25 protein-coding genes are annotated in these 25,860 nt (G+C 65.6%); 11 read left to right on the plus strand and 14 right to left on the minus strand.

Annotation, left to right across the window (positions count from 1 at the left end):
• The first annotated feature begins 16 nt into the window (after nucleotides 1-16).
• On the plus strand, nucleotides 17-1,429 hold the full coding sequence (locus ACN9M1_RS02715; protein ID WP_426397176.1) for a methyl-accepting chemotaxis protein: 1,413 nt from the start codon (nucleotides 17-19) through the stop codon (nucleotides 1,427-1,429).
• Nucleotides 1,430-2,049: 620 nt separating this feature from the next.
• Here ACN9M1_RS02715 and ACN9M1_RS02720 read toward each other — a convergent pair.
• A complete protein-coding gene (locus tag ACN9M1_RS02720) occupies nucleotides 2,050-3,408 on the minus strand; it encodes an amidase (protein WP_426397178.1) in 1,359 nt (452 codons plus the stop codon).
• Between the two features lie 131 nt (nucleotides 3,409-3,539).
• A complete protein-coding gene (locus tag ACN9M1_RS02725) occupies nucleotides 3,540-3,881 on the minus strand; it encodes a hypothetical protein (RefSeq protein WP_426397180.1) in 342 nt (113 codons plus the stop codon).
• A 315-nt stretch (nucleotides 3,882-4,196) separates the two neighbouring features.
• On the opposite strand from ACN9M1_RS02725, the gene ACN9M1_RS02730 reads away from it, so the two are divergent.
• Entirely contained in the window at nucleotides 4,197-5,417 is a 1,221-nt protein-coding gene (locus ACN9M1_RS02730) for an HD-GYP domain-containing protein (protein ID WP_426397182.1), read from the plus strand.
• A 9-nt stretch (nucleotides 5,418-5,426) separates the two neighbouring features.
• Here ACN9M1_RS02730 and ACN9M1_RS02735 read toward each other — a convergent pair whose 3' ends face one another.
• Nucleotides 5,427-5,597, minus strand: coding sequence for a hypothetical protein (locus tag ACN9M1_RS02735; protein WP_426397184.1), 171 nt, complete (start codon nucleotides 5,595-5,597; stop codon nucleotides 5,427-5,429).
• Between the two features lie 236 nt (nucleotides 5,598-5,833).
• Between ACN9M1_RS02735 and ACN9M1_RS02740 the strand changes: the two genes are divergently transcribed.
• The 3 genes from ACN9M1_RS02740 (at nucleotide 5,834) to ACN9M1_RS02750 (ending at nucleotide 9,599) form a co-directional block, all read left to right on the plus strand.
• Complete coding sequence (locus ACN9M1_RS02740; RefSeq protein ID WP_426397186.1) at nucleotides 5,834-6,820, plus strand: DUF6685 family protein; 987 nt, start codon at nucleotides 5,834-5,836, stop codon at nucleotides 6,818-6,820.
• Between the two features lie 143 nt (nucleotides 6,821-6,963).
• Nucleotides 6,964-7,338 carry a hypothetical protein gene (locus tag ACN9M1_RS02745; RefSeq protein WP_426397188.1) on the plus strand — a complete coding sequence of 125 codons (375 nt, stop codon included), beginning with the start codon at nucleotides 6,964-6,966 and terminating at the stop codon, nucleotides 7,336-7,338.
• Between the two features lie 86 nt (nucleotides 7,339-7,424).
• Nucleotides 7,425-9,599, plus strand: a complete 2,175-nt coding sequence (locus ACN9M1_RS02750) for a TonB-dependent receptor (protein WP_426397190.1) — start codon at nucleotides 7,425-7,427, stop codon at nucleotides 9,597-9,599.
• A 420-nt stretch (nucleotides 9,600-10,019) separates the two neighbouring features.
• On the opposite strand, the gene ACN9M1_RS02755 is transcribed toward ACN9M1_RS02750, so the two are convergent.
• Both ACN9M1_RS02755 and ACN9M1_RS02760 read right to left on the minus strand, forming a co-directional pair.
• A complete protein-coding gene (locus ACN9M1_RS02755; RefSeq protein WP_426397191.1) occupies nucleotides 10,020-10,661 on the minus strand; it encodes a hypothetical protein in 642 nt (213 codons plus the stop codon).
• Between the two features lie 139 nt (nucleotides 10,662-10,800).
• Nucleotides 10,801-11,385, minus strand: a complete 585-nt coding sequence (locus tag ACN9M1_RS02760; RefSeq protein WP_426397193.1) for a hypothetical protein — start codon at nucleotides 11,383-11,385, stop codon at nucleotides 10,801-10,803.
• 159 nt (nucleotides 11,386-11,544) lie between these two features.
• On the opposite strand from ACN9M1_RS02760, the gene ACN9M1_RS02765 reads away from it, so the two are divergent.
• On the plus strand, nucleotides 11,545-11,781 hold the full coding sequence (locus ACN9M1_RS02765; RefSeq protein ID WP_426397195.1) for a hypothetical protein: 237 nt from the start codon (nucleotides 11,545-11,547) through the stop codon (nucleotides 11,779-11,781).
• Nucleotides 11,778-11,984 carry a hypothetical protein gene (locus ACN9M1_RS02770; RefSeq protein WP_426397197.1) on the plus strand — a complete coding sequence of 69 codons (207 nt, stop codon included), beginning with the start codon at nucleotides 11,778-11,780 and terminating at the stop codon, nucleotides 11,982-11,984. Before ACN9M1_RS02765 ends, ACN9M1_RS02770 begins: the two co-directional genes overlap by 4 nt.
• A gap of 18 nt (nucleotides 11,985-12,002) precedes the next feature.
• Here the strand turns inward: ACN9M1_RS02770 and ACN9M1_RS02775 are convergent, their stop codons facing one another.
• The gene (locus ACN9M1_RS02775; RefSeq protein WP_426397199.1) at nucleotides 12,003-12,365 is read right to left on the minus strand and encodes a hypothetical protein; all 363 of its coding nucleotides are present in this window, start codon (nucleotides 12,363-12,365) and stop codon (nucleotides 12,003-12,005) included.
• Nucleotides 12,366-12,559: 194 nt separating this feature from the next.
• On the opposite strand from ACN9M1_RS02775, the gene ACN9M1_RS02780 reads away from it, so the two are divergent.
• A complete protein-coding gene (locus ACN9M1_RS02780; protein ID WP_426397201.1) occupies nucleotides 12,560-14,026 on the plus strand; it encodes a PLP-dependent aminotransferase family protein in 1,467 nt (488 codons plus the stop codon).
• Between the two features lie 5 nt (nucleotides 14,027-14,031).
• Here ACN9M1_RS02780 and ACN9M1_RS02785 read toward each other — a convergent pair whose 3' ends face one another.
• Genes ACN9M1_RS02785 through ACN9M1_RS02800 form a run of 4 tightly spaced genes read right to left on the minus strand, consistent with a single transcriptional unit; the run spans nucleotide 14,032 to nucleotide 17,895 of the window.
• Complete coding sequence (locus ACN9M1_RS02785; protein WP_426397202.1) at nucleotides 14,032-14,709, minus strand: PqiC family protein; 678 nt, start codon at nucleotides 14,707-14,709, stop codon at nucleotides 14,032-14,034.
• A complete protein-coding gene (locus ACN9M1_RS02790) occupies nucleotides 14,706-16,349 on the minus strand; it encodes an intermembrane transport protein PqiB (protein ID WP_426397204.1) in 1,644 nt (547 codons plus the stop codon). The genes ACN9M1_RS02785 and ACN9M1_RS02790 overlap by 4 nt, the downstream gene beginning before the upstream one ends.
• Nucleotides 16,346-17,074 (minus strand): paraquat-inducible protein A, encoded by a 729-nt coding sequence (locus tag ACN9M1_RS02795; RefSeq protein ID WP_426397205.1) that lies wholly within the window; start codon nucleotides 17,072-17,074, stop codon nucleotides 16,346-16,348. The genes ACN9M1_RS02790 and ACN9M1_RS02795 overlap by 4 nt, the downstream gene beginning before the upstream one ends.
• Nucleotides 17,071-17,895: a paraquat-inducible protein A gene (locus ACN9M1_RS02800; RefSeq protein WP_426397207.1), complete on the minus strand. Its 825-nt coding sequence runs from the start codon at nucleotides 17,893-17,895 to the stop codon at nucleotides 17,071-17,073. The genes ACN9M1_RS02795 and ACN9M1_RS02800 overlap by 4 nt, the downstream gene beginning before the upstream one ends.
• 232 nt (nucleotides 17,896-18,127) lie before the next feature.
• On the opposite strand from ACN9M1_RS02800, the gene ACN9M1_RS02805 reads away from it, so the two are divergent.
• Nucleotides 18,128-18,616, plus strand: a complete 489-nt coding sequence (locus ACN9M1_RS02805) for a hypothetical protein (RefSeq protein ID WP_426397209.1) — start codon at nucleotides 18,128-18,130, stop codon at nucleotides 18,614-18,616.
• Nucleotides 18,617-18,642: 26 nt separating this feature from the next.
• On the opposite strand, the gene fghA is transcribed toward ACN9M1_RS02805, so the two are convergent.
• Both fghA and ACN9M1_RS02815 read right to left on the minus strand, forming a co-directional pair.
• The gene (fghA, locus tag ACN9M1_RS02810) at nucleotides 18,643-19,506 is read right to left on the minus strand and encodes an S-formylglutathione hydrolase (protein ID WP_426397210.1); all 864 of its coding nucleotides are present in this window, start codon (nucleotides 19,504-19,506) and stop codon (nucleotides 18,643-18,645) included.
• Nucleotides 19,507-19,528: 22 nt separating this feature from the next.
• Nucleotides 19,529-20,635, minus strand: a complete 1,107-nt coding sequence (locus ACN9M1_RS02815) for an S-(hydroxymethyl)glutathione dehydrogenase/class III alcohol dehydrogenase (protein WP_426397212.1) — start codon at nucleotides 20,633-20,635, stop codon at nucleotides 19,529-19,531.
• Between the two features lie 261 nt (nucleotides 20,636-20,896).
• Here ACN9M1_RS02815 and ACN9M1_RS02820 point away from each other — a divergent pair, with 261 nt between their 5' ends.
• Nucleotides 20,897-22,699 carry a methyl-accepting chemotaxis protein gene (locus tag ACN9M1_RS02820; protein ID WP_426397213.1) on the plus strand — a complete coding sequence of 601 codons (1,803 nt, stop codon included), beginning with the start codon at nucleotides 20,897-20,899 and terminating at the stop codon, nucleotides 22,697-22,699.
• Between the two features lie 30 nt (nucleotides 22,700-22,729).
• Here ACN9M1_RS02820 and ACN9M1_RS02825 read toward each other — a convergent pair whose 3' ends face one another.
• Nucleotides 22,730-23,398: a glutathione S-transferase family protein gene (locus ACN9M1_RS02825; protein WP_426397215.1), complete on the minus strand. Its 669-nt coding sequence runs from the start codon at nucleotides 23,396-23,398 to the stop codon at nucleotides 22,730-22,732.
• Nucleotides 23,399-23,476: 78 nt separating this feature from the next.
• Nucleotides 23,477-25,234 (minus strand): diguanylate cyclase, encoded by a 1,758-nt coding sequence (locus ACN9M1_RS02830; protein WP_426398782.1) that lies wholly within the window; start codon nucleotides 25,232-25,234, stop codon nucleotides 23,477-23,479.
• Between the two features lie 337 nt (nucleotides 25,235-25,571).
• On the opposite strand from ACN9M1_RS02830, the gene ACN9M1_RS02835 reads away from it, so the two are divergent.
• Complete coding sequence (locus tag ACN9M1_RS02835) at nucleotides 25,572-25,814, plus strand: hypothetical protein (RefSeq protein ID WP_426397217.1); 243 nt, start codon at nucleotides 25,572-25,574, stop codon at nucleotides 25,812-25,814.
• Nucleotides 25,815-25,860 lie beyond the last annotated feature (46 nt).

Below are 25,860 nucleotides of genomic sequence, written 5' to 3' on the forward strand. Positions count from 1 at the left end.
ATTGGAGACCAACGCAGTGAAGCCATTTGCCTGGGGCCGCGGCCCGAATGCCTCTCCTGAACTCGTCGCGCGCATTGCCGAAGAAGCCGGCCGGGTCGGCATGGGCATCTGCGAAGTGTCGGGCAACGTTGAAGACGTGGCCGTGCGCCTGCGTCGCCAGGCCGATGTGTTTGATCAGCTGCGCAGCGCCGCCGACATCACCATGCGCGGCAACCACGACATTGCCGTGGCCGCACGCCACGCGCGCGAGGTGGCTTCGCACGCCAGCGAAGAGGTGAGCGGCTCACGGGCCACGGTGGAAGCCTCGCTGCACGACATTCGCGAACTGGCCGTTGGCGTAGCGAGCATGGAGCGACAGATCGCTGATCTGCGCGGGGCGCTGGTGCACGTGGCGCAAGCCGCCGAGCAGATTTCGCAGATCGCCAAGCAGACCAATCTGCTGGCCATCAACGCCGCCATCGAGGCTGCCCGCGCGGGCGAATCAGGCCGCAGCTTTGCCGTCGTGGCGGGCGCGGTCAAGCAGCTCGCCGGCCAGACCGCCGAAGCCACGCACCGCATCGAGTCTACGCTGGCCGATCTGTCGGGCCAGACGGACAAGCTGATCGGCGACAGCAGCGCCAACGTCGCGCGCGCCCAGCGGGTCGATACGGGCACGCAGGCGATCGGCGCGGTGATCGGCGTGGCGGGCGAGGCCATTGCGCGCTTCGACGCGGAGGCCACCAACATTGCCGAATCCACTGCAGCCATCGAGACTGAGTGCGCATCCCTGGCCCACGAGGTGGAGGCGATGGCCGAAGGCGTGAAGCAATCGAGCCACAACATCGACAGCGCGCAGAAGCAGCTTGCGGGTTTGCTCGGATCTTCTGAAACGCTGATCCGGCTGACGGCCTCGACCGGCGTGCAAAGCGCGGATACGCCGTTCATCGAAGCCGTGCAGGCTGCGGCGCGCAAGATCAGTGCGCTGTTCGAGACAGCGATTTCCCGTGGCGACATTAGTGAGAGCGACTTGTTTGATCGCGCCTATCAACCGGTGCCCAACACGGACCCGCAGCAGCACATGGCGCGGTTCACAGCGTTTACCGACAAGGTGCTGCCTGCGGTGCAGGAGCCGTTGCTCAAGCTCGACCCGCGCGTGGTGTTTTGCGCGGCGGTGGACACCAATGGCTATCTGCCGACGCATAACCTGAAGTTCTCGCAGCCGCAGGGCAGTGATCCGGTTTGGAACGCGGCCAATAGCCGTAACCGGCGGTTGTTTACCGATCGCACGGGGCTGGGCGCCGCGCGCAATACCGAAGCGTTCTTGCTGCAGACGTATCGCCGCGATATGGGGAACGGCACGTTTGCGATGATGAAGGATGTGTCGGCGCCGATTTATGTGAGGGGACGGCATTGGGGTGGGTTTCGGATGGGGTACAAGGTGGCTGTTTAGGTAGCCGCCCCAGCGTTGGTGGTCCATCCCTTGTTTCATCCCCCTGCCGGGGCGGGCCTTGTTGGTCCATCTCCGTTTCACCCCCTGCCGGGGGCGACTCACTTTCTTTGTCTTGCCAAAGAAAGTAAGCAAAGAAAGGCGCGCCCGATGCGGCGACAACCTCCTTGAATTTCTGTCGCAAGGAGGGAGGGGAGGCAAACTCGCTGCGCTCAGACAAGCCTCCCCTCTTTTTCCTCCTTGCAACAGAAATTCAAGGCGCCGCATAGGGCAGGGAAAAGCAAACCATCGATTGCCAGCGCGCCACTTTGTCTTTCATCCAAGAGCACGCTCTACCCCTTTCCTTTCGACGCTCGCACGGGTGTCCCGTCGGTTTGGCCTTTGACGTTCCTGCCCTTGATGGCGCCTTGAATTTTTGTAAGCGGGCGGAAAAAAGACGGGAAACTGTTTGAGCGAAGCGAGTTTTTCCCGTCTCCGCCCGGTTACGGAAATTCAAGGGATGTGTCGCCATCTCGGGCGCGCATTTCTTTGCTTACTTTCTTTGGGCAAGACCAAAGAAAGTGAGTCAGCCCCGGCAGGGGATGAAACAGGGGATGCACCACCAACATCAAACCGACAGTCAATCAGCCCAACGCCAACTCCACCGCCCGCCCAACCCGCAAGATCCGCGCATCATCCCCAGCCAACCCACACAACGACAACCCCACCGGCAATTCATCCCGCGCGTGAACAGGCAACGTCAACGCGCATCCATCCAGAAAGTTGATCACGCTGGGGTTACGCAGCACGAGCGCGTTGGTGCGGAAGAATTGCGCGTCGTCGGCTTCAAGCGGTGCGACTTCCGGCGGCACGACGGCCACCGTCGGCATCAGCCAGGCATCGAGGTTGCCCAGCCGCTTGCGCGCGGCGCCGATCATCCGTGCGCGGGCATCGAGCACGTCAATGTACGCAGCGGCACCCATCTGCTCGCCACGGCGGATGCGCGTGGCAACGCGCCGGTCGTACTGCGCTTCAGCACGTGCCAGCAGCGGACGGTGCCAAGCCCATGCTTCGGCGGCTGCCAGCCCGCCACCGCTGTTGATGTCGGGCAGTTGCAGCAGTTCGGGGAAGTCGAAACGCACGATGTGCGCACCGGCGCGTTGGAGGCGTTCCACGGCGCGGTTGAATGCGGTGGCGACGGTGTCGTCGAGGTCCGTCCCAACGTAGTCCTGCGTGACGCCTAAGCGCAAACCGGCCAGCGGTACGGCGTCGGTGTCGAGGGCGGAGTTGCCAAATTCACCGCTGAGGATGGCATCGACGATGGCGCAGCAATCGACCGAGTTGGCCAGCGGGCCGCCGGAGTCGAGCGAGGTGGACAGCGGTACCCCGCCCGTCATCGGCACGCGGCGTGCGGTGGGCTTGAAGCCGGTCAGGCCGCAGAACGCGGAGGGGATGCGGATCGATCCGCCCGTGTCGGTGCCCAGCCCGGCGACCGCCATGCCGCCCGCCACGGTGACTGCGGCACCGGAGCTGGAGCCGCCGGCTGCACGCGTGCCGTCGGCCGGCGTGCGTGGCGTGCCGTAATGCGGGTTGAGGCCCAAGCCCGAAAACGCGAACTCGCTCATGTTGGTGCGGCCGAGCAGCACCGCGCCGGCGGCCCGCAACCTGGCCACGGCGACGGCGTCAGCGGTGGCGCGCGGTTGATCGGCCAGTGCACGCGAGCCGGCCGCCGTGACTTGGCCAGCCACGTCGAACAGATCCTTGATCGACACCGGCAGCCCCGCCAGCAATGACGGCACATTGCCCGCTGCGCGCGCGGCATCTGCGGCACGGGCCATGGCGAGCGCGGCTTGCGCGTCGATGCTGACATAGGCCGCGCCTTCGGCGGCACGGTGGCTCTTCGCGCGGTCCAGGGCGGCTTCGGTCAGGGCGACGCTGGTGACGCGACCGGCCGCCAGGTCGGCAGCCAGTGTGCGGATCATGTTTCTGCGGGGTGACATCATGCGGGGAGTCTCCGGGGGGATGAGTCGACAGCATAGCGGTGGCGCACATGGGGGTGGCCTTCGCGCCATCGCCTGAAAAGGAAACGGCCCGGGGGTCGGGACTGCCCGGGCCGTGGCTGGGTTACGCTGGCCTAGGGCCGCTTGGCATCAATGGCCTTTTGCCAGAGGTCCTTGTCGGGCGGATACAGCGAGTCGAAATACTCGCGCAGCGTGCAGATCTCTTGCACGATCTCGAACCGGAAGCCCTGGCGGCCACCGCGATCATCGATCTGCAGGCTGTTGAGGTACCGCCGGCAGCCGATGAAATCGACCCACTTGGCGGCGATGGTGTTGATGATGCGGGGGTAGTCGCGGCCCAGTTCGATGGGGCGGACGCCATCCGGCAAGGACGCGAGCCAGCGGATGGCTTCGCGGTTGAGCGCGAAATCATCGGGGCCGGCCTGCTTGCGTTGGGCTGAGGGATCGTGAGTCATGGCAGATACGCATCCTTGGTGCCTAGTGTATGTCGCCCGTGACCGACTGCCAGCCCGACGGGCGGGGGTCTTGACGCGTCACTTGTTTAATTCGACCGCTACCATTGCCGACGTTCCCCGTGCGGGGCAGACTGCACTTCGCCCGAACCGCATTTTTCTCAAGTTTTGCGCAAGTGCGCCGATAAGCCAAGGGCGGCCGACTCTCTTGTGGCCTAGAGCACCCACGTAGAGAAGAGAGCGAGCCACCGGTGTCAGCTGGTGCGCCGCATCCCTATCCACAAATCAAAACCGGACATTGAGCCGAGGCAGGCGGGTATGAAGCGAATCGATGCGAACCAATTGCGTGTCGGTATGTTTGTGATGAAGCTGGGCGGGTCCTGGCTGAAGCATCCATTCTGGCGTTCGCAGTTCCAGTTGTCGCACCAGGGTCAGATCGACGACATCCTGAAGGCCGGCATTTCCGAAATCTGGATCGACCCGGAGCGCGGCGAGGACGTCCTGCCCAAGGCGCTGATGCCGGCGCCCGCCCCTGTGGCCGCACCCGAGCCCGAGCCGCTCACGCGCGAGACGTTGGCTGCCCGGCCGCCCATCACGCCCACCTCCCTCAAGGAAGAGTGGAAGCACGCCCAGCAGCTCATGCAGGCCGGCAAGGCGACGCTTGGCCACATGTTTGCGGAAGCCCGCATGGGCAAGGCGCTGGAAACCGACAAGGCGCTGCTGCTGGTGGACGACGTGTCCAACTCGCTGGCACGCAACTCGTACGCCCTGATTGCCCTGGCGCGCCTGAAGAACAAGGACGACTACACCTACCTGCATTCGTTTGCCGTCTGCGCGCTGATGGTGGCGCTGGCGCGTACGCTGGGCCTGCCTGAAGACGAGATCCGCGAATGCGGGCTGGGCGGGCTGGTGCATGACATCGGTAAATCGGCGATGCCGCGCACGCTGCTCGACAAGAGCACGGCGCTGACCAAGGACGAACTGGCACTGCTGCAGACCCACGCCGTCGGTGGCCATCACCTGCTGCAGGGTACGGGGCAGTTCAGCGACATTGCGCGCGAGATCTGCCTGCACCATCACGAGCGTATTGACGGCAGCGGCTACCCCGATGCGCAGAAGGCCGACGGCATCAGCCTGTGGGCCAAGATGGGCGCCATCTGCGATGTGTATGACACGCTCACGTCGAGCAGCCCGTATCACCATGCGTGGTCGCCGGCGCAGGCGCTGAAATACATGATGGCACGCACTGACACGCAGTTCGATCGCACGGTGTTCCAGGCCTTCACGCGCAGCGTGGGCATCTATCCGGTGGGCACGCTGGTCAAGCTGCGCACCAATCGGTTGGGCGTGGTGGTCCACCAGAACGAGGCATCGGCCCTCAAGCCGGATGTCGTCATTTTCTACTCCGGCAACACCAAGACGCGTGTGCGCCCCGAGCGCATCAGCCTGGGCAAGTCGGACGATTCCATCGTCACCGTGGAAGATGCCAGCACCTGGGGCCTGTCGGACGAGGAAGTGTCCGACATGTGCCTGGTCTGAGCGACGCGTTCACACGTTTTCCACAGGCGGCTCTTTTTGCTCCGGCTTGTTTGGCTGCGTGTCGCGCGGCACGAGCGGGCCGGCCGGCTTGCGCTGGCGCGGTTCCGGCTGGCCCTCGGGGTGAGCCGGCGGTGGGCGTTGCGTCGTATCGGTTTCGGAACGGTCTCGTTGGGTGGGCATCGCGGTCTCCCGGTCTCGGATGCCTGTTTTGCAGCACGCAGCATGCCGCGCTGCCTGGCAAACCCCTACGAGTCATGTGTATTTTTCTTAACACGAAGTTCAATAATGTTCATGGCGCACCCCTCTAAAGTGGGGTACGGTTGAGTCGTTGGTTTTTACATTGCTGAACAATCGCCACACATTCAGAGCGAGGTCGGCAATCCGCAAACAAACGATTCAGTCTTCCGGGGGGTGACATGAACGTTTCCAATTGGCTGCATGCGGCGTCGCACTGGGTACACCAGTCGCGGGCCTTCAACGTCACGCAATCCGTGACGGACCATCGCACCGAGCGCGACGCGCTCTCGCACTGGAAACTCGATATCTGGCACAAGAGCGTGCCATTTCTGTTTGAAGCTGGGGTGGCCGAGCCGGCGCACCAGTTGTTTCCCAAGCATTTGCCGCACGCTGATTGGGTCGATGCGCTGCACCACCACCTGAGCCAGCTCGTGGGCGTGCGCCGCGAACATCGCAAGATCGACATCCGCGCGGTGACGGGCCTCGCGCAATCGCCGTGCTCAGTGCACTCGTTTCCGAGCATGCTGGTGTTTGCGCATCAGCATTGCCGCCGCATTCCGCACAGCACCGATGCCGACTTTGCCGCCAACCGGCGCCACGTGTTCCGCTACGCAGATCAGGCCAACGTGTTCCGCGCCTACGATTTTGCGGGCGGTGAGCTGTTCTATATGAACGAGTGGGGTGCGCACCATTTCGCCGCGCTGGCATTGCAGGCCCGCACACAGAATCGTGAGCTGCTGGTCGATGCCGAAGTGCGCCACGCGCGCTCCGCCTTGGGGCTGCGCCGGCTGCTCGATGACTTCTACGTGATCGGCGCCCGCCGCCAGGGGCAGCAGCGGTATGGCACGCGCCTGTCAGAGGCGTTGGCCAACCACCAGGTGCCGCACCGCTGGATGCACGGCCGCCGTGAGACCGAAGGCTTCGAGCTCTGCTTCCTGCCCAAGGCCGACCACTTCGCCCGTTGCGTGGGCGAGCAGCTCGTGCGCGATGGCTGGTTCGACTACGGCGCGTGGCTCGCCGGCCTGCACGATGCCACCGAGGTCGGCGCCCCCGCACAACGTGCTGAAGGCGCCCGCAAGAGCCGCCCCAACTGGAAGCGCGTGACGGTGCCGAACCTGGGCGTGCCGACCGGCCTGATGCCGGGCTTCGCGCACACACGTTTGTAATACAGCGGCGCTACGGTTGCGGATTCTGCCCTCCGCCTGACGGATTGCTGAATCCGGCGGCTGGTGTCAGAATTCGCAACTTAGTTGCATTGGCGTTCGCAATATCGGGGTGATATTGCGCGCCGGCACCTACGCTCCTGACTGTGCGCCCCTTCCGCTCCTCCTTCCTGCATGTGCGCTGGCTGGCTTGCCTGCTGGCCGTGCTGCTGCTGTTCGGTCAGCAGGGCGCGTTGCGGCATGCGCTGTCGCACTGGGGCGAGTGGAGCGCCGGGGCATCGGTCGAGTTCAACGCTGCGGCCAAGCCCGCCAGTGCAGAGCGTGGCAGCCAGCCCGCACAAGAGCACGCTGCGTGCTTGCAGTGCGCGGCCTTTGCCATGCTCGCGGCAGCGTTGCCGGTGCTCATGGCGCTGCGCCTGTCGCATACGCGGCGCTGGCATTTTCCCCATGTCCGTTTTCGTGCGGCGACACCAGTGTTTCCGGTGGCCGTGTGTTCGCGCGACCCACCATTCCTCCTTTGATTCCTGCTTTGCCGCTGGCGTGCGCGCTGTGTTGATGCACGCGCGCGCCGCTGTCTGACGCATCTGCTCGATTCAAAGGTTCTTTCATGATTCCGTTCCAGCCCCGCAAGCTGGTGATGGCGCTGGCCGCCGTCCTGCCCTCCGTTGCTGCCGTTTCTGCGTTCGCGCAGGAAGCCACCACGCCTGCCACCACCACGACGTCCCCCGCACCCGCGACCAACGTGCGCGACCTCAGCGAAACCCGCGTCACCGCCAAGCGGCTGGACGCGGCGCGCAACGGCCTGTCGCCGGATACCGGCAGCTCCGTCTACAAGTTCGATACCGACGACATCGCCCGCCTGCCGCTGGGCGATGCCACCCCACTGAACCAGGTGCTGCTGCAGGCGCCGGGCGTGGTGCAGGATTCCTATGGCCAACTGCATGTGCGGGGGGACCACTCCAACCTGCAGTACCGCATCAACGGCGTGATCATCCCCGAGCCGATCAGCGGCTTCGGGCAGATGCTCGACACGCGCTTCGCCAACCAGATCAACGTGCTGACCGGTGCGCTGCCGGCGCAGTACGGCTATCGCACCGCGGGCGTGGTCGACATCACCACCAAGGGCGCCGCCAGCGATGAAGACGGCGAGCCCAAGGCCATCAGCGGCGAGATCGGCACCGTGCTCGGCAGCAATGCCACGCACGAGGTCAACGCCCAGATTCAGGGTCAGAAAGACCGCTTCAGCTATTACCTGAGCGGGGTGTTTGCCGAGAACAACCTCGGCATCGAAAACCCCACCGGCAACCGCAACGCCACGCACGACCACACCACGCAGAACAAGTCGTTCGGCATGCTTTCGTACCTGCTCGACAACGACAGCCGCGTGAGCTTCATGTTCGGCACGTCCAACAGCCGCTTCCAGATTCCAACGCGGCCGGGGTTGCAACCGCAGTTCACGCTGGATGGTGCCGTGCCGCCGGCCTCCGAAGCGCTCAACGCCAACCAGCGCGAGAAGACCGACTTCCAGATCCTGACGTACCAGCAGAAGGTGTCGCCCAAGCTGGACTACCAGGTGTCGGTGTTCCGCCGCGCCAGCCGCATCGACTACACGCCCGACCCGATCGGCGACCTCGTCTACAACGGCGTGGCGGCCGACATTACGCGCCGCAACGAGGCCTACGGCCTGCAGGGCGATGCCAGCTACAAGCTCACCGACAAGCACACGCTGCGCGCCGGCGTGTTCGTGCAGCGCGAGCGCTTTGTGGCGGACAACACCTCCAGCGTCTTCCCCGCCGACAGCACGGGTGCGCAGACCAGCGGCACGCCGTTCACCATTGTCGATAACCACAGCGGCAACGGCACGACCCTGGGCGTGTATCTGCAAGACGAGTGGAAGCCCACCGACAAGCTGACCGTCAACTACGGCGCGCGCTACGACCACGTCAACACCATCGTCAGCGAGCAGCAATTGAGCCCGCGCCTGGGCGTGACGTACGACCTGACGCCGCGCACCCGCGTGCATGCCGGTTACGCGCGCTACTTCACGCCGCCGCCCACCGAGAAGTTCGATACCACGTCGGTGCAGGCCTTTGCCGGCACGACCAACGCGCTGCCGTCGGACGCCAACACGGCGGTCAAGTCGGAACGTTCGAACTACTTTGACCTGGGGGTCTCGCATCAGCTCACGCCGCACCTCACGCTGGGCCTGGATGCGTACTACCGCGACGTGCGCCATCTGCAGGACGAAGGGCAGTTCGGCAATGCGCTGCTGTATTCCGCGTTCAACTACGAGCGCGGCCGCATCTACGGGCTGGAGGGCAGCGCCAACTACCGCAATGGCAACTTTGGCGCGTACCTCAACATGGCCGTGTCGCGCGCGCAGGGCAAGGGCATTGAGACGGGCCAGTTCAACTTTGGCGCCGACGAACTCGCCTACATCAACAGCCACTGGGTCAACCTCGATCACGATCAGCGCCTGACCGCGTCGGCCGGCGTGTCGTACAAATATTGGGGCACGACGTGGATGGCCGATGCGTTGTTCGGCACCGGCCTGCGCAATGGCTTTGCGAACACGAACCACCTGCCGGCGTATTGGCAGGCGAACCTGGGCGCCGCTCGCGACTTCAACGTGCCGATGCTCGGCAAGTTCAAGACGCGCCTGACGGTGTTGAATATCTTTGACCGCAGCTATCAGTTGCGCGACGGCACGGGGATTGGCGTGGGCGCGCCGCAGTTTGCACCGCGCCGCACGTTCCTGTTGTCAGTCAGCAAACCGTTCTGACGCGCCGCCCGGCCGGGTGCCGATGGCGGGGCTCCGACTCCCGCCATCGGTGCCGGGCGGTCCATGATTGGACCTTGGAGGTCCGACAACGCCAGTCTGGACTGCGTTTATGCTCAAAAAGGCAGCATTCACGCCTGTCTGAGGTCCGATAACGGCAGTCCGCGACGCGTTAATGCAAAAAAAAGCAGCATGAACGGCAGTCTGCAATACGTTAATGCTTAAAAAAGCAGCATTAACGGCAGTCTGGGGTCCGTGAATGCCAGTCCGAGGTCCGTGAACGCGCCAAAAAGGGGCGTTCACGGATGTCCGCGGCGCGATGCCGGATGTCAAAGGCTCAGCGTTGGCTGTTTGAGGTCGGGCAACGCGGGTCAAACGCCCGCTGCCCGAGGTGAGGCGGCCACCGACGGGCGCTGCCACCGCTTACATCGGCGGGACGAGACCATCCTTGCCAACCAGCACACGCTGCGCCGTCAGCGTGCCTTGCGCATCGGCGCGCACGAACAGCACGACGTGCGCACCGGCCTTCAACTCATCGCGGCGGCCCGGTGCGAAGGTGACGATCGGCACCTCGGGCGGCACCACGATGCGCTGCTCCCCATCCTTGTATTTGACCGACAGCGTGCGGCCCTGCGCGCCGCTCACACCCGTGACCGCGCCGGCCTGCTCAACCGTGCCGTTGGTCATGGTGCTGTTGGCGCCGAGGTCGTAGGGGCGGTGGCCATCGCCGGTGCCGCGCATGGCTTCAGGAAACACGTGCACTTCCAGCGCACGCAGGGTGCCGTCGGCTTGTTTGACGGCGGCCGTGCCGATGTAGCTGCCAGGCTGGATGGCGGACGGCTCTGTCGGCGCGATTTCCGTGACGGTGAGGTCGCTGGGCAGGGCCACGGTGGCCTTGTTGCCGGCGGTGTCGGTCACATCCAGGCTGTTGCCGTGCGCGGCAGTGATGGTGGCACGCACACGTGCGGGTGCCGGCTGGCTTTGCGCGGAGACGGCCAGAGGCAGGGCAGAGGCCACTGCAACCACCAGCGCGGCCGCGCGGAACGAGAAACGTTGAAGTGTCATGGGGAGAAGGGGGCGGGTTTGGCCCAACCGTGGGCAGGCGGCCCGATGCCTGGCGCCCAACTGAGACGCGCACGCAACGGTCCGCCGCCAGTGTAGGCCCGCTCGCAACAACGCGCTGAACGGGCCTTTGCCCTAGTGGCTACTCGCGATGCTTCCCGGGTACGCCGCGCCCCTTGTTCGTCGGCCGGCTGCGGCGCATGTCGTCGGACCAGTCGGTGCCGCCGGTGGGCGAGCGCAGCGGCAGGTCGCGCGCGCCGGGTTGGGGGTCGATGGGCGTGTCGTCCAAGTCGACCGCGTCGGGGGCATCGGCGTCGTCGTTTTCACCAGCCAGGCCGGTGGCGTGCTCGAACTCGGCGTCGTCCACGGGGCTTTCGGCGTTGGGGTCATTCAGGTCGTGCACGGCGTCTGGCATCAGGTCGCCGCCTTCGCGGATGACCGGTTCGTGGCCGGCAGTCAGGCGCTCACCCGTGCCGGTGGAGTCGGTGTCGCTGTCGAGGTTGGCATCGCCCAGGTCGGCGCCGGCTGTGCGGTTGGCCGCATTGCCGTGCGGGTGGACGGCGGGGTCGTCGTCAAAGCGGTCTTCCACATCACTGCCCAAGCCCGGGCCGCCGACCACGTCGCTGCCGGAATCCGAGCTGTCGGATGGGCCGAGTGCGTCGGTGCCGTGGCCCTTGCCGGTCTGGGCCGGGGATTCGCCGGTGCGGTACAGATTGCTGGTTGCCATGTGAGGTCTCCGTGCGGGCTGCGCGCGCGTGGCGCGATGCTGTCTGCGCAGCAAGGCGGATACCTGTACGGGGGGTGGTGCTGGCTAAGCGGCGGCGGCACGTCGGTTGCGTGCTGTTGGGGCGCGGGCATGCCCGTGATCGACAAGGAGCCAGAGACCATGAGGAAGCAACAACCGCAGCACAAACCCACCGCCGCAACACAGTTGGACGCAGCCAAGGAACGCGTGGAAGCCGATCGCGCGGAGCGCGCCGCCATGCCGCACGGCACGAAACAATCGGGCAAGCGCCCGGTGCAGTCGCCGGCGGAAGATGGCCGTGCCGCCGCGCATGGCGGACAAATGCCGCAGAACCAGCAGCGCCTTGGCCAGCATCAGAACAGCCGCAAACAGCCATGAGCGCGCACAAGGACACCGGCAAGCACAACGGCCAGCACCATGCGGATGCCCACCCCGGTGAGACGGCCAAACGTCCGGTGGTGCCCGCCGTCCCTAGCGAAAGCGGCGTCGGCGAGGAAGACCCGGGCGACTTCGAGAACGCCTCCATCCACTCGGACGACGGCAAGCCTCCCGCCAGATCGCCGGACAAGCCGCGCAAATAAATGCGCCGAGGTGGGCGCTTAGCCGCGCGACGTCTGGCGCGGCACCGTCCAGCCGAACAGCCACTGGAAGAGGGCGGGCCAGCGTGCGCGCCACGCAGCAACGGCCGGCAGCACCACTTGCACGTGGGCGCTGCCGGTCGTGTCCGCCTCCAGCCCCCACCAGCCCGAGCGGTCCAGCACCAGCGCGTGGCCTGCGTTGAGCGGCTGACGTGGGCGCAGCGTCTGCTCCGCTAGCAACAGCGGCGGATGCAGCAGGGTGGGGCGGCCGTCCAGCACGACAAGGGTGGTGCCCGCAGGTAACCACTGCAGGCTGGCGCAGCCCGCAGCCAGAGCGAGCCGTTCGGGTTCGGGGCGGGGCGGGTGAGGCATGTGCGCAGTCATGTTGATCTCCTGAACGTGACTGCAGCGTAGGCAGGCGCGGTGCGCCGCAACAGACACAGACGCCTGCCTTGGAAGCGCAACAGGCGGGCCATCGTGGCGATCTGTTACGGTACAGTTTCGCGTTGTCTGTATCTGTTGCGGTGACGGCGCTGGCGGCATGATGTGCCGGACACCTCACCGCGCTCCCGCCCGCCATGTCTGTCATCGAGTTGACCCCGCCCGCCGCGCAGCCGCTGTACCGGACGCTGGCCGACCACTACCTCGGCGCTATCCGCAGCGGGGTGCTGGCCGCAGGGCAGCGCATGCCTTCGGTACGGACGTTGATGCGCACGCATGGTGTGAGCCTTTCGACGGCGCTGCAGGTGTGCCGGCATCTGGAATCGGAAGGCTGGCTGGAGGCGCGCGAGCGCTCGGGCTACTTTGTGCGCCAGCCGCGCCGTGCGTCGCTGGCGCCAGTGGGGGAGCCCGACGTCGGCACGCCGGACCCTGCCGCGTACGTGGGTGTGCATGCGCGCATCTCGGCCATCGTGGCGCGGGGGCAGCAGGCCAATGTGCACATCGATCTGTCGGGTGCGAGTGGGGACGCGGCGCTTTATCCGTCGGCGGCGCTCAACCGGATCGCTGCCCAGGTGCTGCGCCAGCACCCATTGCTGCTCACGCAGGCGGTCATCCCCAATGGGCATCCGGAACTGCAGACTGCCGTGGCGCGCCGCATGCTCGACATCGGCATCCAGCTTGCGCCCGACGATGTGGTCATCACGCACGGGTGTATCGAGGCGGTCAATCTCGCACTGCGCGCCGTTGCGCAGCCGGGCGATACCGTGGCGGTGGAGTCGCCCACGTACTACGGGCTGCTGCAGGTGCTGGAAAGCCTGGGGTTGCGCGCGGTGGAAATTCCGACCAGCCCGCGCACCGGCATGTCGCTGGAAGCCTTGCAGATGGCGGTGCAGGCCTACGGCAACATCCGCGCCGTGGTGGTGGTGCCCAATCTGCAGAACCCGCTCGGCAGCATCATGCCGGACACCGCCAAGCGGCGCATGGCCGCCTTCTGCGAGGCCCACGACATCGCCCTCATTGAAGACGATACCTACAGCCCATTGGCCGACAGCCCCACGCCGCTCAAGGCGATCAAGGCGTGGGATCGCACGGGCAACGTCATCTATTGCGCGTCATTGCGTAAGACGTTCGCGCCCGGTCTGCGCCTGGGCTGGATGGCCGCAGGGCGCTGGCATGAGCGTGTGCAGATGCTGAAGTTTGCCCAGTCGCGGCCGAATGATTCGTGGCCGCAGGTGCTGGCCGCGCGCTTCATCGCGTCGGGGGCGTATGACCGACATCTGCGCACGCTGCGCCAGACCCTGCGTAAGCAGCGCGAGGCCATGGCGGAGACGATTGCGGCGTGTTTCCCGGCGGGCACGCGGCTTTCGGTGCCTTCGGGTGGGGTGGCAATGTGGGTGGAGTTGCCGACCAATGTGTCATCGGTGGCGCTGTTCGACGCGGCGCTGGCAAAGGGCATCCGCATTGCACCGGGGACGATGTTCTCGAACCTGAACCGCTTTGATCACTTCTTCCGCATCTGCTTCGGGCTGCCGCCTTCGGCCAGCCTGGACGCGGCGCTCACCACGCTGGGCGAGTTGACGGAACAACTCGCCAACGCCTCCTGATCGGTCTACCGGCAGCCCGCCGGAGCGGACGCGTGCGATTCCAGCGCTTGCACGCTTTGCACGATCTGCGCAGACCATTGCAGGACAAGCTGCTGCGTTGAAGACACGACAGGGTCAACACTCCCGCTCGCATCCGCTGCCACCGGCGCCGTCAACGTGGCTTGGCAGGCGAAGGCGGGAGCGCCGCTTGCACCCGGCGTACCCGGCGTACCCGGTGTCGCCGCATCCCGCGTCACGCGCCAGGCCACCAACGCCGCCACGCTCTGGCCGGGCCGCGCATCGTAGCTCGGCATGTCGGCCGTGATGCGATAGAGCGGCACGCCCGCCGGCACCACGCCACCACCCACATCCATTGCCGACAGCGCAGCGGCCAGCTGGGCCGACAGCGCATCGCGCAACTCCGAACCGAACGGCGATGCCCAGCGCTGCTGCTCCAGCGCCTGCACTTCGCTGTCAGACGTGCGCAGCACGATCTGCGGTTTGTCCAGGCGATCAGGCACGCGCACGCCCGAGAGCCGGAAAGCGCGCTCGAAGCGCCCCGCATCCGTGGCCGCCGGCCGCACGTACAGCGTATGCAGGGTTGGGTCGGGCGAGGCGCATGCCGTCATCAATGCAGCGGCGCCGAGCACGCCGGCCAGTTGAAGGGAAGACAGTGTCATCGTGGTCATGTTCGCCCGGGTCATTGCGCGTCCTTGGACTTGCCCCGGATCAGCGATTCCGGGTGGAGTTGCAGATAGTCGGTCAGCACGCGTACCGACGCGGCGGCCTTGGCGACCTGATCCAGCGTGTCGCGTGCATCGCGCTGTAGCGGGGCGTCATCCCCGAAGACCTGGCGTGCCGCGTTCAGCGTGCGGTGCGCTTCGGCCAGCGTTTCCTTCATCTGCGGAGCGAGGTCGCTGTTGACCGTCTTGGCCAGTTGTTCCGTCTGCTTGAGCGTGGCATCAAGCGAGCCGAGCATCTTGTGGACGTCCTGCCCGATCTGCTCGAACGGCACCTTGTTGAGCTTCTTCACGATGCCCGCGATCTGCGCTTCGATGTCGTCCGTCGGGTTGTCGGCGGTCGGGAAGACGTAGGCGCCATCACGGTCGCGCATGCCAAAGCGCGGCGGCGTCTTGCCACGCTCTGTGGGGTCGATGAAGTCGAGGTTCACGAACTGCTGGCCGGTCAGCAGGCTCGCGCTCTTCAGCTGCGCGCGCATGCCGTTCTGGACGAGCACGTCGAACTGCGTGCGCACGTCTTCCGCAGCGTGGTCGGCGTTGTCTTCGCGGATGTCCATGCCAAAGCGCGTCGGGTACAGCGTGGCCGTGACCGGCAGCACGAACTCGTGGCGCTTCTTGCTGTAGTGGATGCCGATCGATTTGATCTCGCCCACGTTGATGCCCTTGAACTCCACCGGCGCGCCCACTGTCAGGCCACGCAGCGAGCGGTGGAAGTACATCACCACGGTCTGCGAGATGTGTTCGGGGTCCTTGAGCGCAAGGGTTTCGTTGCGCATGAGATCGAAGTTGGCGTCTTGTGCAGCCGGCTCATGGTCCGCGCCTTCCGGCGTCTGGAAGGCGATGCCGCCCAGCACCACGGTCAGCAGCGATTGCGTGTCGACCTTCAGGCCATTGGCGTCGAGCTTCAGGTCGATGCCGCTGGCGTTCCAGAAGCGGGTGCCGCGCGTGATGAACTTGTCGAAGGGCGCGTTCACGAAAATCTGCAGGCTCACGCCCTTGCCGTCGGCGTCGATGTCGTAGGCGGTGACCTGCCCCACGCGCACGCGGCGGAAGTACACCGGCGATCCGATATCGAGCGAGCCGATGTCCTGCGCATGCAGCTTGAACTGCTTGCCCGGCGTGTCGGCATAGATGGCCGGTGGCGTATCCAGGCCCTTGAAGTCGGACTTCTTGTCGTGCGAGCGTCCGCCATCCACGCCGATGTAGGCGCCGGAAAGCAGCGTGCCCAGCCCGGAGATGCTGCCGGCCGCCACACGCGGGCGCACCACCCAGAAGCGCGTGTCGGATGCGGCAAAGGCTTTGCCGTCGTGCGTGAGTTCGATCTGCACCACGGCGCCGGAGCGGTCGTCCGTCAGGCCCACGGCCTTGACCACGCCGATGTCGACGCTCTTGTACTTCACGCGCGTCTTGCCGGCTTCAATGCCTTCGGCCGAGCTGAAGGTGACGCTCACCAGCGCGCCGCGCGCCAGGATCACGCGGGCCATGAGCGTGCCCCCCACCAGCAGCGCGACGATCGGCACGAGCCAGATCAGCGAGGGCAGCCAGCGCTTGCGTTTGGTACGGCGCGGCGGAGGAACGGTTTCTTGATCAGCAGGGGCGGTCATGCGTCGGTCTCTTCGGGATCGGGCTCGTCGATGGCGTCCCAGATCAGGCGGGGGTCAAAACAGCGGGAGGCGAACATGGTCAGCACCACCACGCCGGCAAACGGCCCGACACCAGGGCCGGGCTTGATGATGGCCAGCGTGGACAGGTGCACCAGCCCCGCCAGCAGCGTCACCACAAACACATCGAGCATCGACCAGCGGCCGATCGCCTCGACAATCACATACAGGCGCGTGCGCAGGCGCGGGTTCCAGTGCCAGCGCCGCTGCACCGAGAGGCAGAGCACGGCGAGGATGCCGAGCTTGGCCAGCGGCACAAAAAAGCTGGCGATGAACACGATGATGGCCAGGTGCCACGAGCCCGACGTCCACAGGTAGACGATGCCGCTCATGATGGTGTCCTGCTGGGTGCCGAGCAGCGTGTCAGTAATCATGACCGGCAGCATGTTGGCCGGCAGGTACATGGCCATGGCGGCAATCAGCAGCGCCCAGCAGCGCGCGAGGCTGTCGGGCTTGCGCACGTGCAAGGGCGACAGGCAGCGTGGGCAGACCGGTGCTGGCGTCGCGGGTTCTGGCACGTCTTCATGGGTGAGCACGGCTTGCGTGGCGGCTTCGGCGTGAGGCATGCGCGCCAGCAGGCCGCAGCGCTCGCAGGTAGCGAGGCCGCGCGCGGCGGCACGCAGCGGGCGCGCCGGCTGGGCTGGGGCGGTACTCGTCGCGGCGCTCATGCGCGGTCCTCGCCGTTAGAAGCTTCACCAGGGCGGGCCGCCACATCCAGGCCGGTGGGCGCATCGACGTGTGTGCGCGGCGGCAGCGTCAGGCCGATCTCGCGCCAGAACGGGCGCAGATCAATCGACAGCGCGATGGTCAGGAACACCGTGAGCGCGGCAAATGCCCACAGGCCCGCATCGGCTTCGAGCGACACCATGTGCGCCACCTTGATGAGCGCCACCACCACGCCCAGCATGAAGATCTCGATCATGGCCCACGGGCGGATCATTGCCGCCGCACGCAGCACGAGCGCGGCGGAGGGATGCTGCCGCCCGCGCACCCGCGCGATCAGCAGCGGCGCCAGTACCGACATGTACATCAGCGGGAACAGCACCGTGGTGAGCGCCACCAGCACGGCCGCGAACACCATGCCGTAGTCGTACAGCGCCTGGATGGCGCCCCACAGCGTGGTGGCGTTGCGATTGCCGCCACCGTCCATCTCGGCAATCGGAAAAACGTTGGCCACCACGTAGACGATGATCCCCGTGATCAGCAGCGGCAGCAGCACCGACAGGCGCTCGCTCTGGTTGCGGTACAGCTTGACGCCGCAGCGCGTGCAATGCGCCTCTTCATCCAGCGCGATGACCTCGTGACGATGCAGGGTGTCGCAGTGCTCGCACGCGATCCAGGCATCCGGATCGCCGGGCAAGGGCTGCGCTACCGGGGCGCGCGGGTGATCGGAAGGGGCGCCCGATGCGTGGTCGGACGCCAGCCCGGGCAGGGCCGCGCGCCATGACTTCGGCAGCGGGAAGGGGAATCTCACGTTGAACAGCTCCATCGTTGGCCCCGGCGGATGGGCGCCGGGTGCGGGCGATTATACATACAGCAATGAATGTATAGACCGGGCGTAGCGATCCGCCACGCATTGTGACGTAGGGTCTCACCCACCCATAGCAAGGAACCTTCTAGACCCGCGCTTGGCACTGAAGTGCCGTACCCACCACCAGGTGAATGCGGAACGGCCCTTGCTCATGACTGAGGGTGTGTTTCTCAATCTAGGAGCTCCCCTCATGACCGCATTCCGTGTCTCTTCTCTCTTGGTGGCTTTGGCGCTGGCAGGTGGCGCTGGGGTAGCCCATGCACAGGCAGCGGGCGCGCAATCCAACAGTTCCGCCACTGGCTCCGGTATGGCGCCGACGGGGCCCACTGCGACGGACAGCACCGCCGCGGACAGTACCGGCTCGGCCTCGACCGATACGAACGCCAATAGCAGCCGAGGGTCCTCGCGCAACCGCGGTGCTACCGGCGCGCAACGGCGCGGCGGCTATGGCGGCAGCGCCAACGATTCGACGGGAGCGGGAACGTCAGGCGGCGTGATGGGCGGCAGCGCGGGCACCGGCCCGGGTGCGCCGGGTACCGGTACAGGCGGCGCGCCGGGTACAGGCGGGATCGGCGCCCCCGGTGGTGGGGGTAATAGCGGTGCGGCCGGCGGTACGGGTGGTGGTGTAGGCGGTGGTACTGGGGCCGGCGCAGGCGGCGCGGGCGGAGGCAGCCGATAGCGCGGTCTCCGCCCCTCGCGTTTGCGCTAGCGCAGTTGCGCTGCGTGATGCAGCAGGTGGTCTTCGATGAAGGTTTGGATGAAGTAATAGCCGTGGTCGTACCCCGGGTGACGGCGTAGTTGTAGCGGTTGCCCGGCGGCTTGGCACGCGGCGGCAAAGTCGTCGGGATACAACTGCTCGGCGAGGAATTTGTCGGCGTCGCCCTGATCGATCAGGATGCCGCCCGGGAAGGGCTTCTGCGCCAGCTGCATCAGTTGGGTAGCGTCGTGCGCGGCCCAGGCAGCGCGGTCTTCACCGAGGTAACCGGTGAACGCCTTGATGCCCCACGGGCAGACAGACGGGCGCGCAATCGGCGCAAAAGCGGACACGGAGGCAAACCGCTCCCGATGACGCAGCGCCAGCGTCAACGCGCCGTGCCCGCCCATGGAGTGACCGAAGATGCCGATGCGTCCTGCTGCCACCGGAAAGGCCACGCGCGCAATGTGGTGCAGTTCTTGCGCGACGTAGGTTTCCATGCGGTAGTGCCGGCTCCACGGCGCTTGCGTGGCATCGAGGTAGAAGCTGGCGGCGACGCCAAAGTCCCAGCTGTCCGTTTCGCCGGGAACGTTGGCGCCGCGCGGGCTGGTGTCCGGCGCGATGAGGATGAGGCCTTCGCGCGCCGCCACGCGCTGCGCGCCGGCTTTGATGGCGAAGGTCTCTTCCGTGCAGGTCAGGCCAGCCAGATAGAACAGCGCCGGGCACCGTTCGCCCGCCAATGCTTGCGGCGGTAGATAGACCGAGAAGCGCATCGGCAGTCCGATCGCTGTCGAGTCGTGTCGATAGAAACGTTGCACGCCGCCAAAGCAGGCGTGCTCCGAAATCAACTCAAGTGTGGGCACCGGGACTGTCATCGTGTTCTCCTGGGTCCGGGGCTCAGTACAGCACGACCGAGCGGATCGACTCACCGCGCTTCATCAGGTCGAAGCCTTCGTTGATGCGCTCCAGCGGCAGCGTGTGCGTGATCAGATCGTCGATGTTGAGCTTGCCTTCCATGTACCAGTCGACGATCTTCGGCACATCGGTGCGCCCGCGTGCGCCGCCGAATGCCGAGCCCTTCCACTCACGCCCAGTCACGAGCTGGAACGGGCGCGTGCTGATTTCCGCGCCGGCTTCGGCCACGCCGATGATGATCGACTGGCCCCAGCCCTTGTGGCAGCACTCCAGCGCCTGGCGCATCACCTGCGTGTTGCCGATGCATTCGAACGAGTAATCCGCACCACCATCCGTCAGCTGGATGATGTGGTCGACCACGTTGTCGACGTCCTTCGGGTTGATGAAGTGCGTCATGCCGAATTTGCGCGCCATCGCCTCGCGCGCCGGGTTCAGGTCCACGCCGATGATCTTGTCGGCGCCGACCATTTTCGCGCCCTGGATCACGTTCAGGCCGATGCCGCCGAGGCCGAACACCACCACGTTGGCGCCCGCTTCCACCTTGGCCGTGTACACCACGGCGCCCACACCCGTGGTGACGCCGCAGCCGATGTAGCAGACCTTGTCGAACGGCGCATCGGGGCGGATCTTCGCCAGCGCGATTTCCGGCACCACAATGTGGTTCGCAAACGTTGACGTCCCCATGTAGTGGAACAACGGCTTGCCATCAATGGAGAAGCGCGACGTGCCGTCCGGCATCAGGCCCTTGCCCTGCGTGGCGCGGATCGCCTGGCACAGGTTGGTCTTGCGCGACAGGCAGAACTTGCACTGGCGGCACTCCGGCGTGTACAGCGGGATGACGTGGTCACCCGCCTTCAACGACGTTACGCCGGCACCCACTTCCAGCACCACGCCCGCGCCTTCATGGCCGAGGATGGCGGGGAAGATGCCTTCCGGGTCTGCGCCCGAGAGCGTGTAGTAATCGGTGTGGCAGATGCCGGTGGCCTTGATCTCGACCAGCACTTCACCGGCGCGCGGGCCTTGCAGGTCCACTTCTTCTACGGTAAGCGGGGCTCCGGCTTTCCAGGCGATGGCGGCTTTGGTTTTCATGTGGCGTCCTGTTTGCGTTGGTGTTTGTCCTAGTCGGGGAGTGCAGCATCGAGCAGTTCGATTGTGCTGCGCGACTGTCCTGCGCGCGATTGTAGGGGGTTGCCTGCCAGGGCAACGTGACAAATCCATGGAACGTGCGCGACATCAGGCTTCAGATTTTCTTTACATGGCCGTTTCTTGAGCGACGGCAGGCCAACAAGGCTGTGTGCCGCATGCTTTACATGGCGGAACCATCGTCATGGCAACGTAGGAAACCATACCGTGCTTGCATCCATTCGTACCCGCATCTTGCTGACTTGCGTTGCCATCGTGGTCGGCGCACTGACGTTTGCTGGTGGCCTCAACTACCTCGTCACGCGTTCGTATAACGACGCCTCCATCCAGCAGAACCTTCAATCCGTTGCACGTGGCCATATTGCCGGCATTGACGACTGGATCGCTTCCAAGTCGCAGATGATGGTGGCGCTGCAAGACACGGCGTTGTCTGCCGACCCGATTCCGGTGCTGAAGACCGTGCGTGATGCGGGCGGCTTCATCAACGTGTATGTCGGCTATGCCGACAAGAGCTACAAGTTCTCGAACCCCGAAGGCATTCCGCCGACGTACGACCCGACCGCGCGCCCCTGGTACAAGCAAGCCGTAGACGCCGGCAAACCGGTGGTGACGCCGCCGTATGTGAGCGCCAGCACCGGCAAGCTGGTGGTGACATTCGCCGTACCCGTCATGCAGGGCGGCAGCCTCAAGGGCGTGATCGGCGGCGATGTCGCTATGGACAGCGTGATCGCCAACGTGAAGGCGATCCACCCGACGCCGGCCAGCTTTGGCTTCATCGTCAATGCAGCGGGCAAGATCGTGGCGCACCCGGACGACAAGCTGACGCTCAAGCCGGTGACCGATCTGTCAGCGGGTTTGAATGAAGCGACGCTCGCCACGCTGGCGCAAGCCGACAAGCCCACGGAAGTGGCGGTCGATGGCGCCGCCAAGCTGCTCTGGCGCCAAGGCGTGAAGGGCACCGACTGGGGCCTCGTCGTGGCACTGGACAAGTCCGACGCCACCGCCGGCATGCGTTCGCTGGTAATGACCTCTGCCGGCGCGCTGGTGGGCGTGGCCATCGTGGCAGCGCTCATCGTCGGTGCGATGACCGCGCGTGCGTTCCGCCGCCTCTCGCTGATTCGTGATGCGATGGACGACATCGGCTCGGGCAGCGGTGACCTGACCAAGCGCCTGCCGTCGGACGGTGAAGACGAAGTCGCGCAGATCGCCCGCTCGTTCAACACCTTTGCCGACAAACTGACGGCGGTGATGCAGCAGATCCGCCTGGGTAGCGATTCGGTGCGCTCGGCCGCGCAAGAAATTGCCGCCGGCAATGCGGACCTCTCGCAGCGCACGGAAGAACAAGCGAGCTCGTTGGAAGAAACCGCATCGAGCATGGAAGAGCTCACGAGCATCGTGAAGCAGAACGCCGACAACGCGCGTCAAGCGAGCCAGCTCGCCGTGACGGCATCGGACGTGGCGACGCGCGGTGGCGATGTGGTCGGCCAGGTGGTCCACACCATGGGCGGCATCAACGAGAGCAGCAAGAAGATTGCCGACATCATCGGCGTGATCGAAAGCATCGCGTTCCAGACCAACATCCTGGCGCTGAATGCGGCGGTGGAAGCCGCACGCGCTGGCGAGCAAGGCCGCGGCTTTGCCGTGGTGGCGAGCGAAGTGCGCAGCTTGGCGCAGCGTTCAGCCGGCGCGGCCAAGGAAATCAAGGCGCTGATCAGCGACTCGGTGGATCGCGTCTCCAACGGTACGGCGCTGGTGGACCAAGCCGGCGTGACGATGGCCGAGATCGTTGACGCGGTGAAGCGCGTGACCGACATCATGGGCGAGATCTCGGCCGCGTCGGAAGAGCAGAGCAGCGGCATCGAGCAGGTCAACCAGGCCGTCAATCAGATGGACCAGGTGACCCAGCAGAACGCCGCGCTGGTCGAGCAGGCCGCCGCCGCTGCGGAGTCACTTGAAGAACAGGCCCACAACCTCAACGAGGCCGTGGGGCAGTTCCGACTCACGCACTAAGCACGCTAAAAAAAGTACGCAGTTGCAGCGTCATGGGGCCGGGGCAGCGTTTGTTGCCTCGGCCTTTGCTTTGTCCTGTGCTTCCGCAAGGGCTAGATCGGCCGCCTGTGCGCGCTGCAGCGCCGGGCGCGCCATGACGCGGTCGATATACGCGCGTACCAGCGGCGTTTCGGGCATCAGCTTGAACATCGTCGTCCAGGCGAGCGCAGCACCCCACAGCACGTCTGCCGCCGTAAAACGTTCACCCAGCAGATAGGGGCCCTGTTCCAGTTGCGCGGTCAGCGTTTTGATGACGGTGTCGAAGTCGCCATACGGCGAAAGCGAATACGCTGCGGGCTCACGCTTCAGGGAGCGGTCGACAATGGCCGGCTCGAACGACGAACCATAAAACGCCATCCAGCGCAGATACGGCCCACGCAACGGGTCACCCACTGCTGGCGATAGGCCGGCTTCCGGATACAACTCCGCCGCATACAGATACACCGCTACTTGCTCGGTGATGATGGCATCGCCGTGCTGTAGCGTCGGTACTTTGTGCACAGGGTTGATGGCCAGAAACTCGGGCGATCGATGCTGGCCTGTGGTCAGGTCGAAGGCGTGCACTTCATAGTCGGCGCCCAATGCTTCGAGTAGCATGCGCGCACCTCGGGAACGGCTGCGCGGTGAGTGATAGAGAATCAGGTGACGGTCTTGCGGCATCGGCAGCTCCGGGTGGTGTGGAACGGGAGTTGCCAATGTAGAGCAGGACGGTGCCGTCGTCCCCAAAAATCCGCTCGGTTATTCCGCTGCCGCTGACAGATCGAGCGATGCCGGCGGCGTATCAGTCATCACGCAGTTGCGCCCGGCCAGCTTGGCGGCATAGAGCAGGTGGTCGGCGCGTCGCAGCAGGGGTTCCAGCGGTGGTTGGTCGGCCGCACGGCCCAGGGCCACGCCAAAGCTGGCCGTCATGCGGCAGGTGGCATCGGTGCCGGTGGACACCGGCACCTCGGCGATGCGCTGGCGTAGGCGTTCGGCCAACATGCGTGCGTGTTCGCGCGAATCGGCCCACACCATCACGGCAAACTCCTCGCCGCCGATACGCGCCACCACATCGGCCGCTGGGCCATCCGTACGGCACAGGCGCGCGACGGTGCGCAGGGCTTCGTCACCCACGGCGTGGCCGTAGGTGTCGTTGATGCGCTTGAAGTGGTCGATGTCGAACATGATCAGCGCAAGCAACTTCGCTTTGGGCGCGGCCGAATGGCACATGGCCTCGGCGCGTTCTTCAAATGCGCGGCGGTTGAGCAACTGGGTGAGGGGGTCGGTTTCGGCCATGCGCGCGAGTTCCTGCATCAGGTGCGCGCGCTCCACCTCCAGCCGGCGGCGCTCGATGCTGTTGACGCGCAGCACGCGGATGGCATCGAACATCGCGCGGATCTCGTGCCGCGCAAAGCCAGCGGGAATGTGCACGCCCAGGTCGCCGCGCGCGATGGCGTCGATCAACCGCGTGGCGTTGACGAACGGCCCCACCACGTGGCGGCGGAACGAAATCGTCATCCACGCCAGGGCGCCCAGCACCGACAACACTGCCGCTGCCGAGCCCAGCAGCACCAGCAGCATGGCGCGCCGGTGTTCGCGGATGTCGTCTTCCGCCAGGCGCAGCACGCTGTCGCGGAAATCTGTGATGGCGCGCATGGTCGGCACATAGCGCTCGGCAAACTGGCCGGTGCTGATGTCCACGCCGCCCGGTTGGCTGGCCTGCGTGCGTACGCGCTGGAGGTAGCTCAGTCCGTCGCCGAAATACTGCGTGGTGAGTGCCTCGATGGCGTCCTGATTCAGCCCCGGCCGACCCACCACACGCGTGTCGATCATGGCGCGGAGCTGGTCTATGCGGCCCTGCGTGCGCTCGATGGCGTATTGCTCATCCGACGTCAGCATGCGATGCATGGCCAGCGCGCCTGTCAGGCGAGAGCCAAGCTGGCCGGCATATTCGCGCAGGTCGGCCGACAAGCGCGCCAGGGTCAGGCAGTTCAGTACGTCCGGGTCGCCGCGCGTGATGCTGGCCGTGCGCGTGTTCACCACCGGCAGAAATTCGGGGATGACCGCGATCATGCGGTCCACGGCATCGGCCAGCGCATGGCTGCCGCGCGCATGTCGTGGCTGGGCGATCAAGTGGTCGATGTTCTGGCGCGCGCTGGCTAGGTCGGCTTGTGCGCGCCGCACGGCATCGGCGTCGGCGCTGCAGGCGGGGCAGCGTTCGGGGTGCAGCGCGTCGAGCAGCTCGGCAAGGTGATCGTCACTGGCGGCGCGCACGCGCTGCAGGGCGGCCAGGCGTTCGGGCGGCATCGGCAGGTCTTCACCGAGCACGCCGTTGGTCGGGCCGCGTTCGGCGGACACCTTTTCCATGACCAGCAACGCTATCCGCAGCGCCTGGAAGCTACGTGCGGCATCGTCAGCGCGCCCATAGGCTAGCCATGCGTAGCCCAGGAGCCAGCACGACAGCGACAACACAGGGACGAGGACGATGGCAACGCTGGCGCCAAAGCGCTTGTCCATCGACGTTTGAGCGGACATGGAAGGAAAGCGATGGCGTCTGGGCGGGTGACTCTGGGCAGAGGTGGCAACGGCGTTGGCACGCTGGCTTGCGCGGTGCCTATGGAGGCTAACGGCAAGATGGCCGGCATCTTTACCGCGCCATTGAACCGCGCTGTGACGTGCACACTGCAAACAAATGAAAACCTATTCTGGTGGGGGTGCAAAAGCCCCTCGGATTGCGGATTGACGCTGCAGAGCAGCATGAAAATGGTCTAGTTACGATTGGTTGCACGAAAATGCACACATACGCTCGCGCATTCCTACAATCCGGGTCACCTAAACCAAAAGGAGGAAGGCAATGAAGACGACACCATGGATGGTGGCTGGGGCAATCGGTGTACTGCTGGCGGTTTCCGTTCCCGCACAAGCCAAGGGCGGTGGTGCGGGCGCTGGTTCTGCCCCGCATATGAGCAGCCAGGGCATGGCCAACACCAACGGCCCCGGTAGTGCAGACCGCGACAAGGGCCGCGCCCGCGCTGCAGACCGTGCACACCAGCACGGCAAGTCGACGCAGCATAAGCACGCGGGCAAGGGCAAGTAAGCGCCGCGCCTGAACGAAAAAAAGCCGGTCACGCAGACCGGCTTTT

It is taken from the genome of Ralstonia sp. R-29 (assembly GCF_049913345.1).
GTDB lineage: Bacteria > Pseudomonadota > Gammaproteobacteria > Burkholderiales > Burkholderiaceae > Ralstonia.

Bases quoted from the DNA above. Each gene is read 5' to 3' on its own strand.
- ACN9M1_RS02720 (WP_426397178.1), bottom strand. From the start codon at position 3,408: ATGATGTCACCCCGCAGAAACATGATCCGCACACTGGCTGCCGACCTG.
- ACN9M1_RS02725 (WP_426397180.1), bottom strand. From the start codon at position 3,881: ATGACTCACGATCCCTCAGCCCAACGCAAGCAGGCCGGCCCCGATGAT.
- ACN9M1_RS02730 (WP_426397182.1), top strand. From the start codon at position 4,197: ATGAAGCGAATCGATGCGAACCAATTGCGTGTCGGTATGTTTGTGATG.
- ACN9M1_RS02735 (WP_426397184.1), bottom strand. From the start codon at position 5,597: ATGCCCACCCAACGAGACCGTTCCGAAACCGATACGACGCAACGCCCA.
- ACN9M1_RS02740 (WP_426397186.1), top strand. From the start codon at position 5,834: ATGAACGTTTCCAATTGGCTGCATGCGGCGTCGCACTGGGTACACCAG.
- ACN9M1_RS02750 (WP_426397190.1), top strand. From the start codon at position 7,425: ATGATTCCGTTCCAGCCCCGCAAGCTGGTGATGGCGCTGGCCGCCGTC.
- ACN9M1_RS02755 (WP_426397191.1), bottom strand. From the start codon at position 10,661: ATGACACTTCAACGTTTCTCGTTCCGCGCGGCCGCGCTGGTGGTTGCA.
- ACN9M1_RS02760 (WP_426397193.1), bottom strand. From the start codon at position 11,385: ATGGCAACCAGCAATCTGTACCGCACCGGCGAATCCCCGGCCCAGACC.
- ACN9M1_RS02765 (WP_426397195.1), top strand. From the start codon at position 11,545: ATGAGGAAGCAACAACCGCAGCACAAACCCACCGCCGCAACACAGTTG.
- ACN9M1_RS02770 (WP_426397197.1), top strand. From the start codon at position 11,778: ATGAGCGCGCACAAGGACACCGGCAAGCACAACGGCCAGCACCATGCG.
- ACN9M1_RS02775 (WP_426397199.1), bottom strand. From the start codon at position 12,365: ATGACTGCGCACATGCCTCACCCGCCCCGCCCCGAACCCGAACGGCTC.
- ACN9M1_RS02780 (WP_426397201.1), top strand. From the start codon at position 12,560: ATGTCTGTCATCGAGTTGACCCCGCCCGCCGCGCAGCCGCTGTACCGG.
- ACN9M1_RS02785 (WP_426397202.1), bottom strand. From the start codon at position 14,709: ATGACCCGGGCGAACATGACCACGATGACACTGTCTTCCCTTCAACTG.
- ACN9M1_RS02790 (WP_426397204.1), bottom strand. From the start codon at position 16,349: ATGACCGCCCCTGCTGATCAAGAAACCGTTCCTCCGCCGCGCCGTACC.
- ACN9M1_RS02795 (WP_426397205.1), bottom strand. From the start codon at position 17,074: ATGAGCGCCGCGACGAGTACCGCCCCAGCCCAGCCGGCGCGCCCGCTG.
- ACN9M1_RS02800 (WP_426397207.1), bottom strand. From the start codon at position 17,895: ATGGAGCTGTTCAACGTGAGATTCCCCTTCCCGCTGCCGAAGTCATGG.
- ACN9M1_RS02805 (WP_426397209.1), top strand. From the start codon at position 18,128: ATGACCGCATTCCGTGTCTCTTCTCTCTTGGTGGCTTTGGCGCTGGCA.
- fghA (WP_426397210.1), bottom strand. From the start codon at position 19,506: ATGACAGTCCCGGTGCCCACACTTGAGTTGATTTCGGAGCACGCCTGC.
- ACN9M1_RS02815 (WP_426397212.1), bottom strand. From the start codon at position 20,635: ATGAAAACCAAAGCCGCCATCGCCTGGAAAGCCGGAGCCCCGCTTACC.
- ACN9M1_RS02825 (WP_426397215.1), bottom strand. From the start codon at position 23,398: ATGCCGCAAGACCGTCACCTGATTCTCTATCACTCACCGCGCAGCCGT.
- ACN9M1_RS02830 (WP_426398782.1), bottom strand. From the start codon at position 25,234: ATGGACAAGCGCTTTGGCGCCAGCGTTGCCATCGTCCTCGTCCCTGTG.
- ACN9M1_RS02835 (WP_426397217.1), top strand. From the start codon at position 25,572: ATGAAGACGACACCATGGATGGTGGCTGGGGCAATCGGTGTACTGCTG.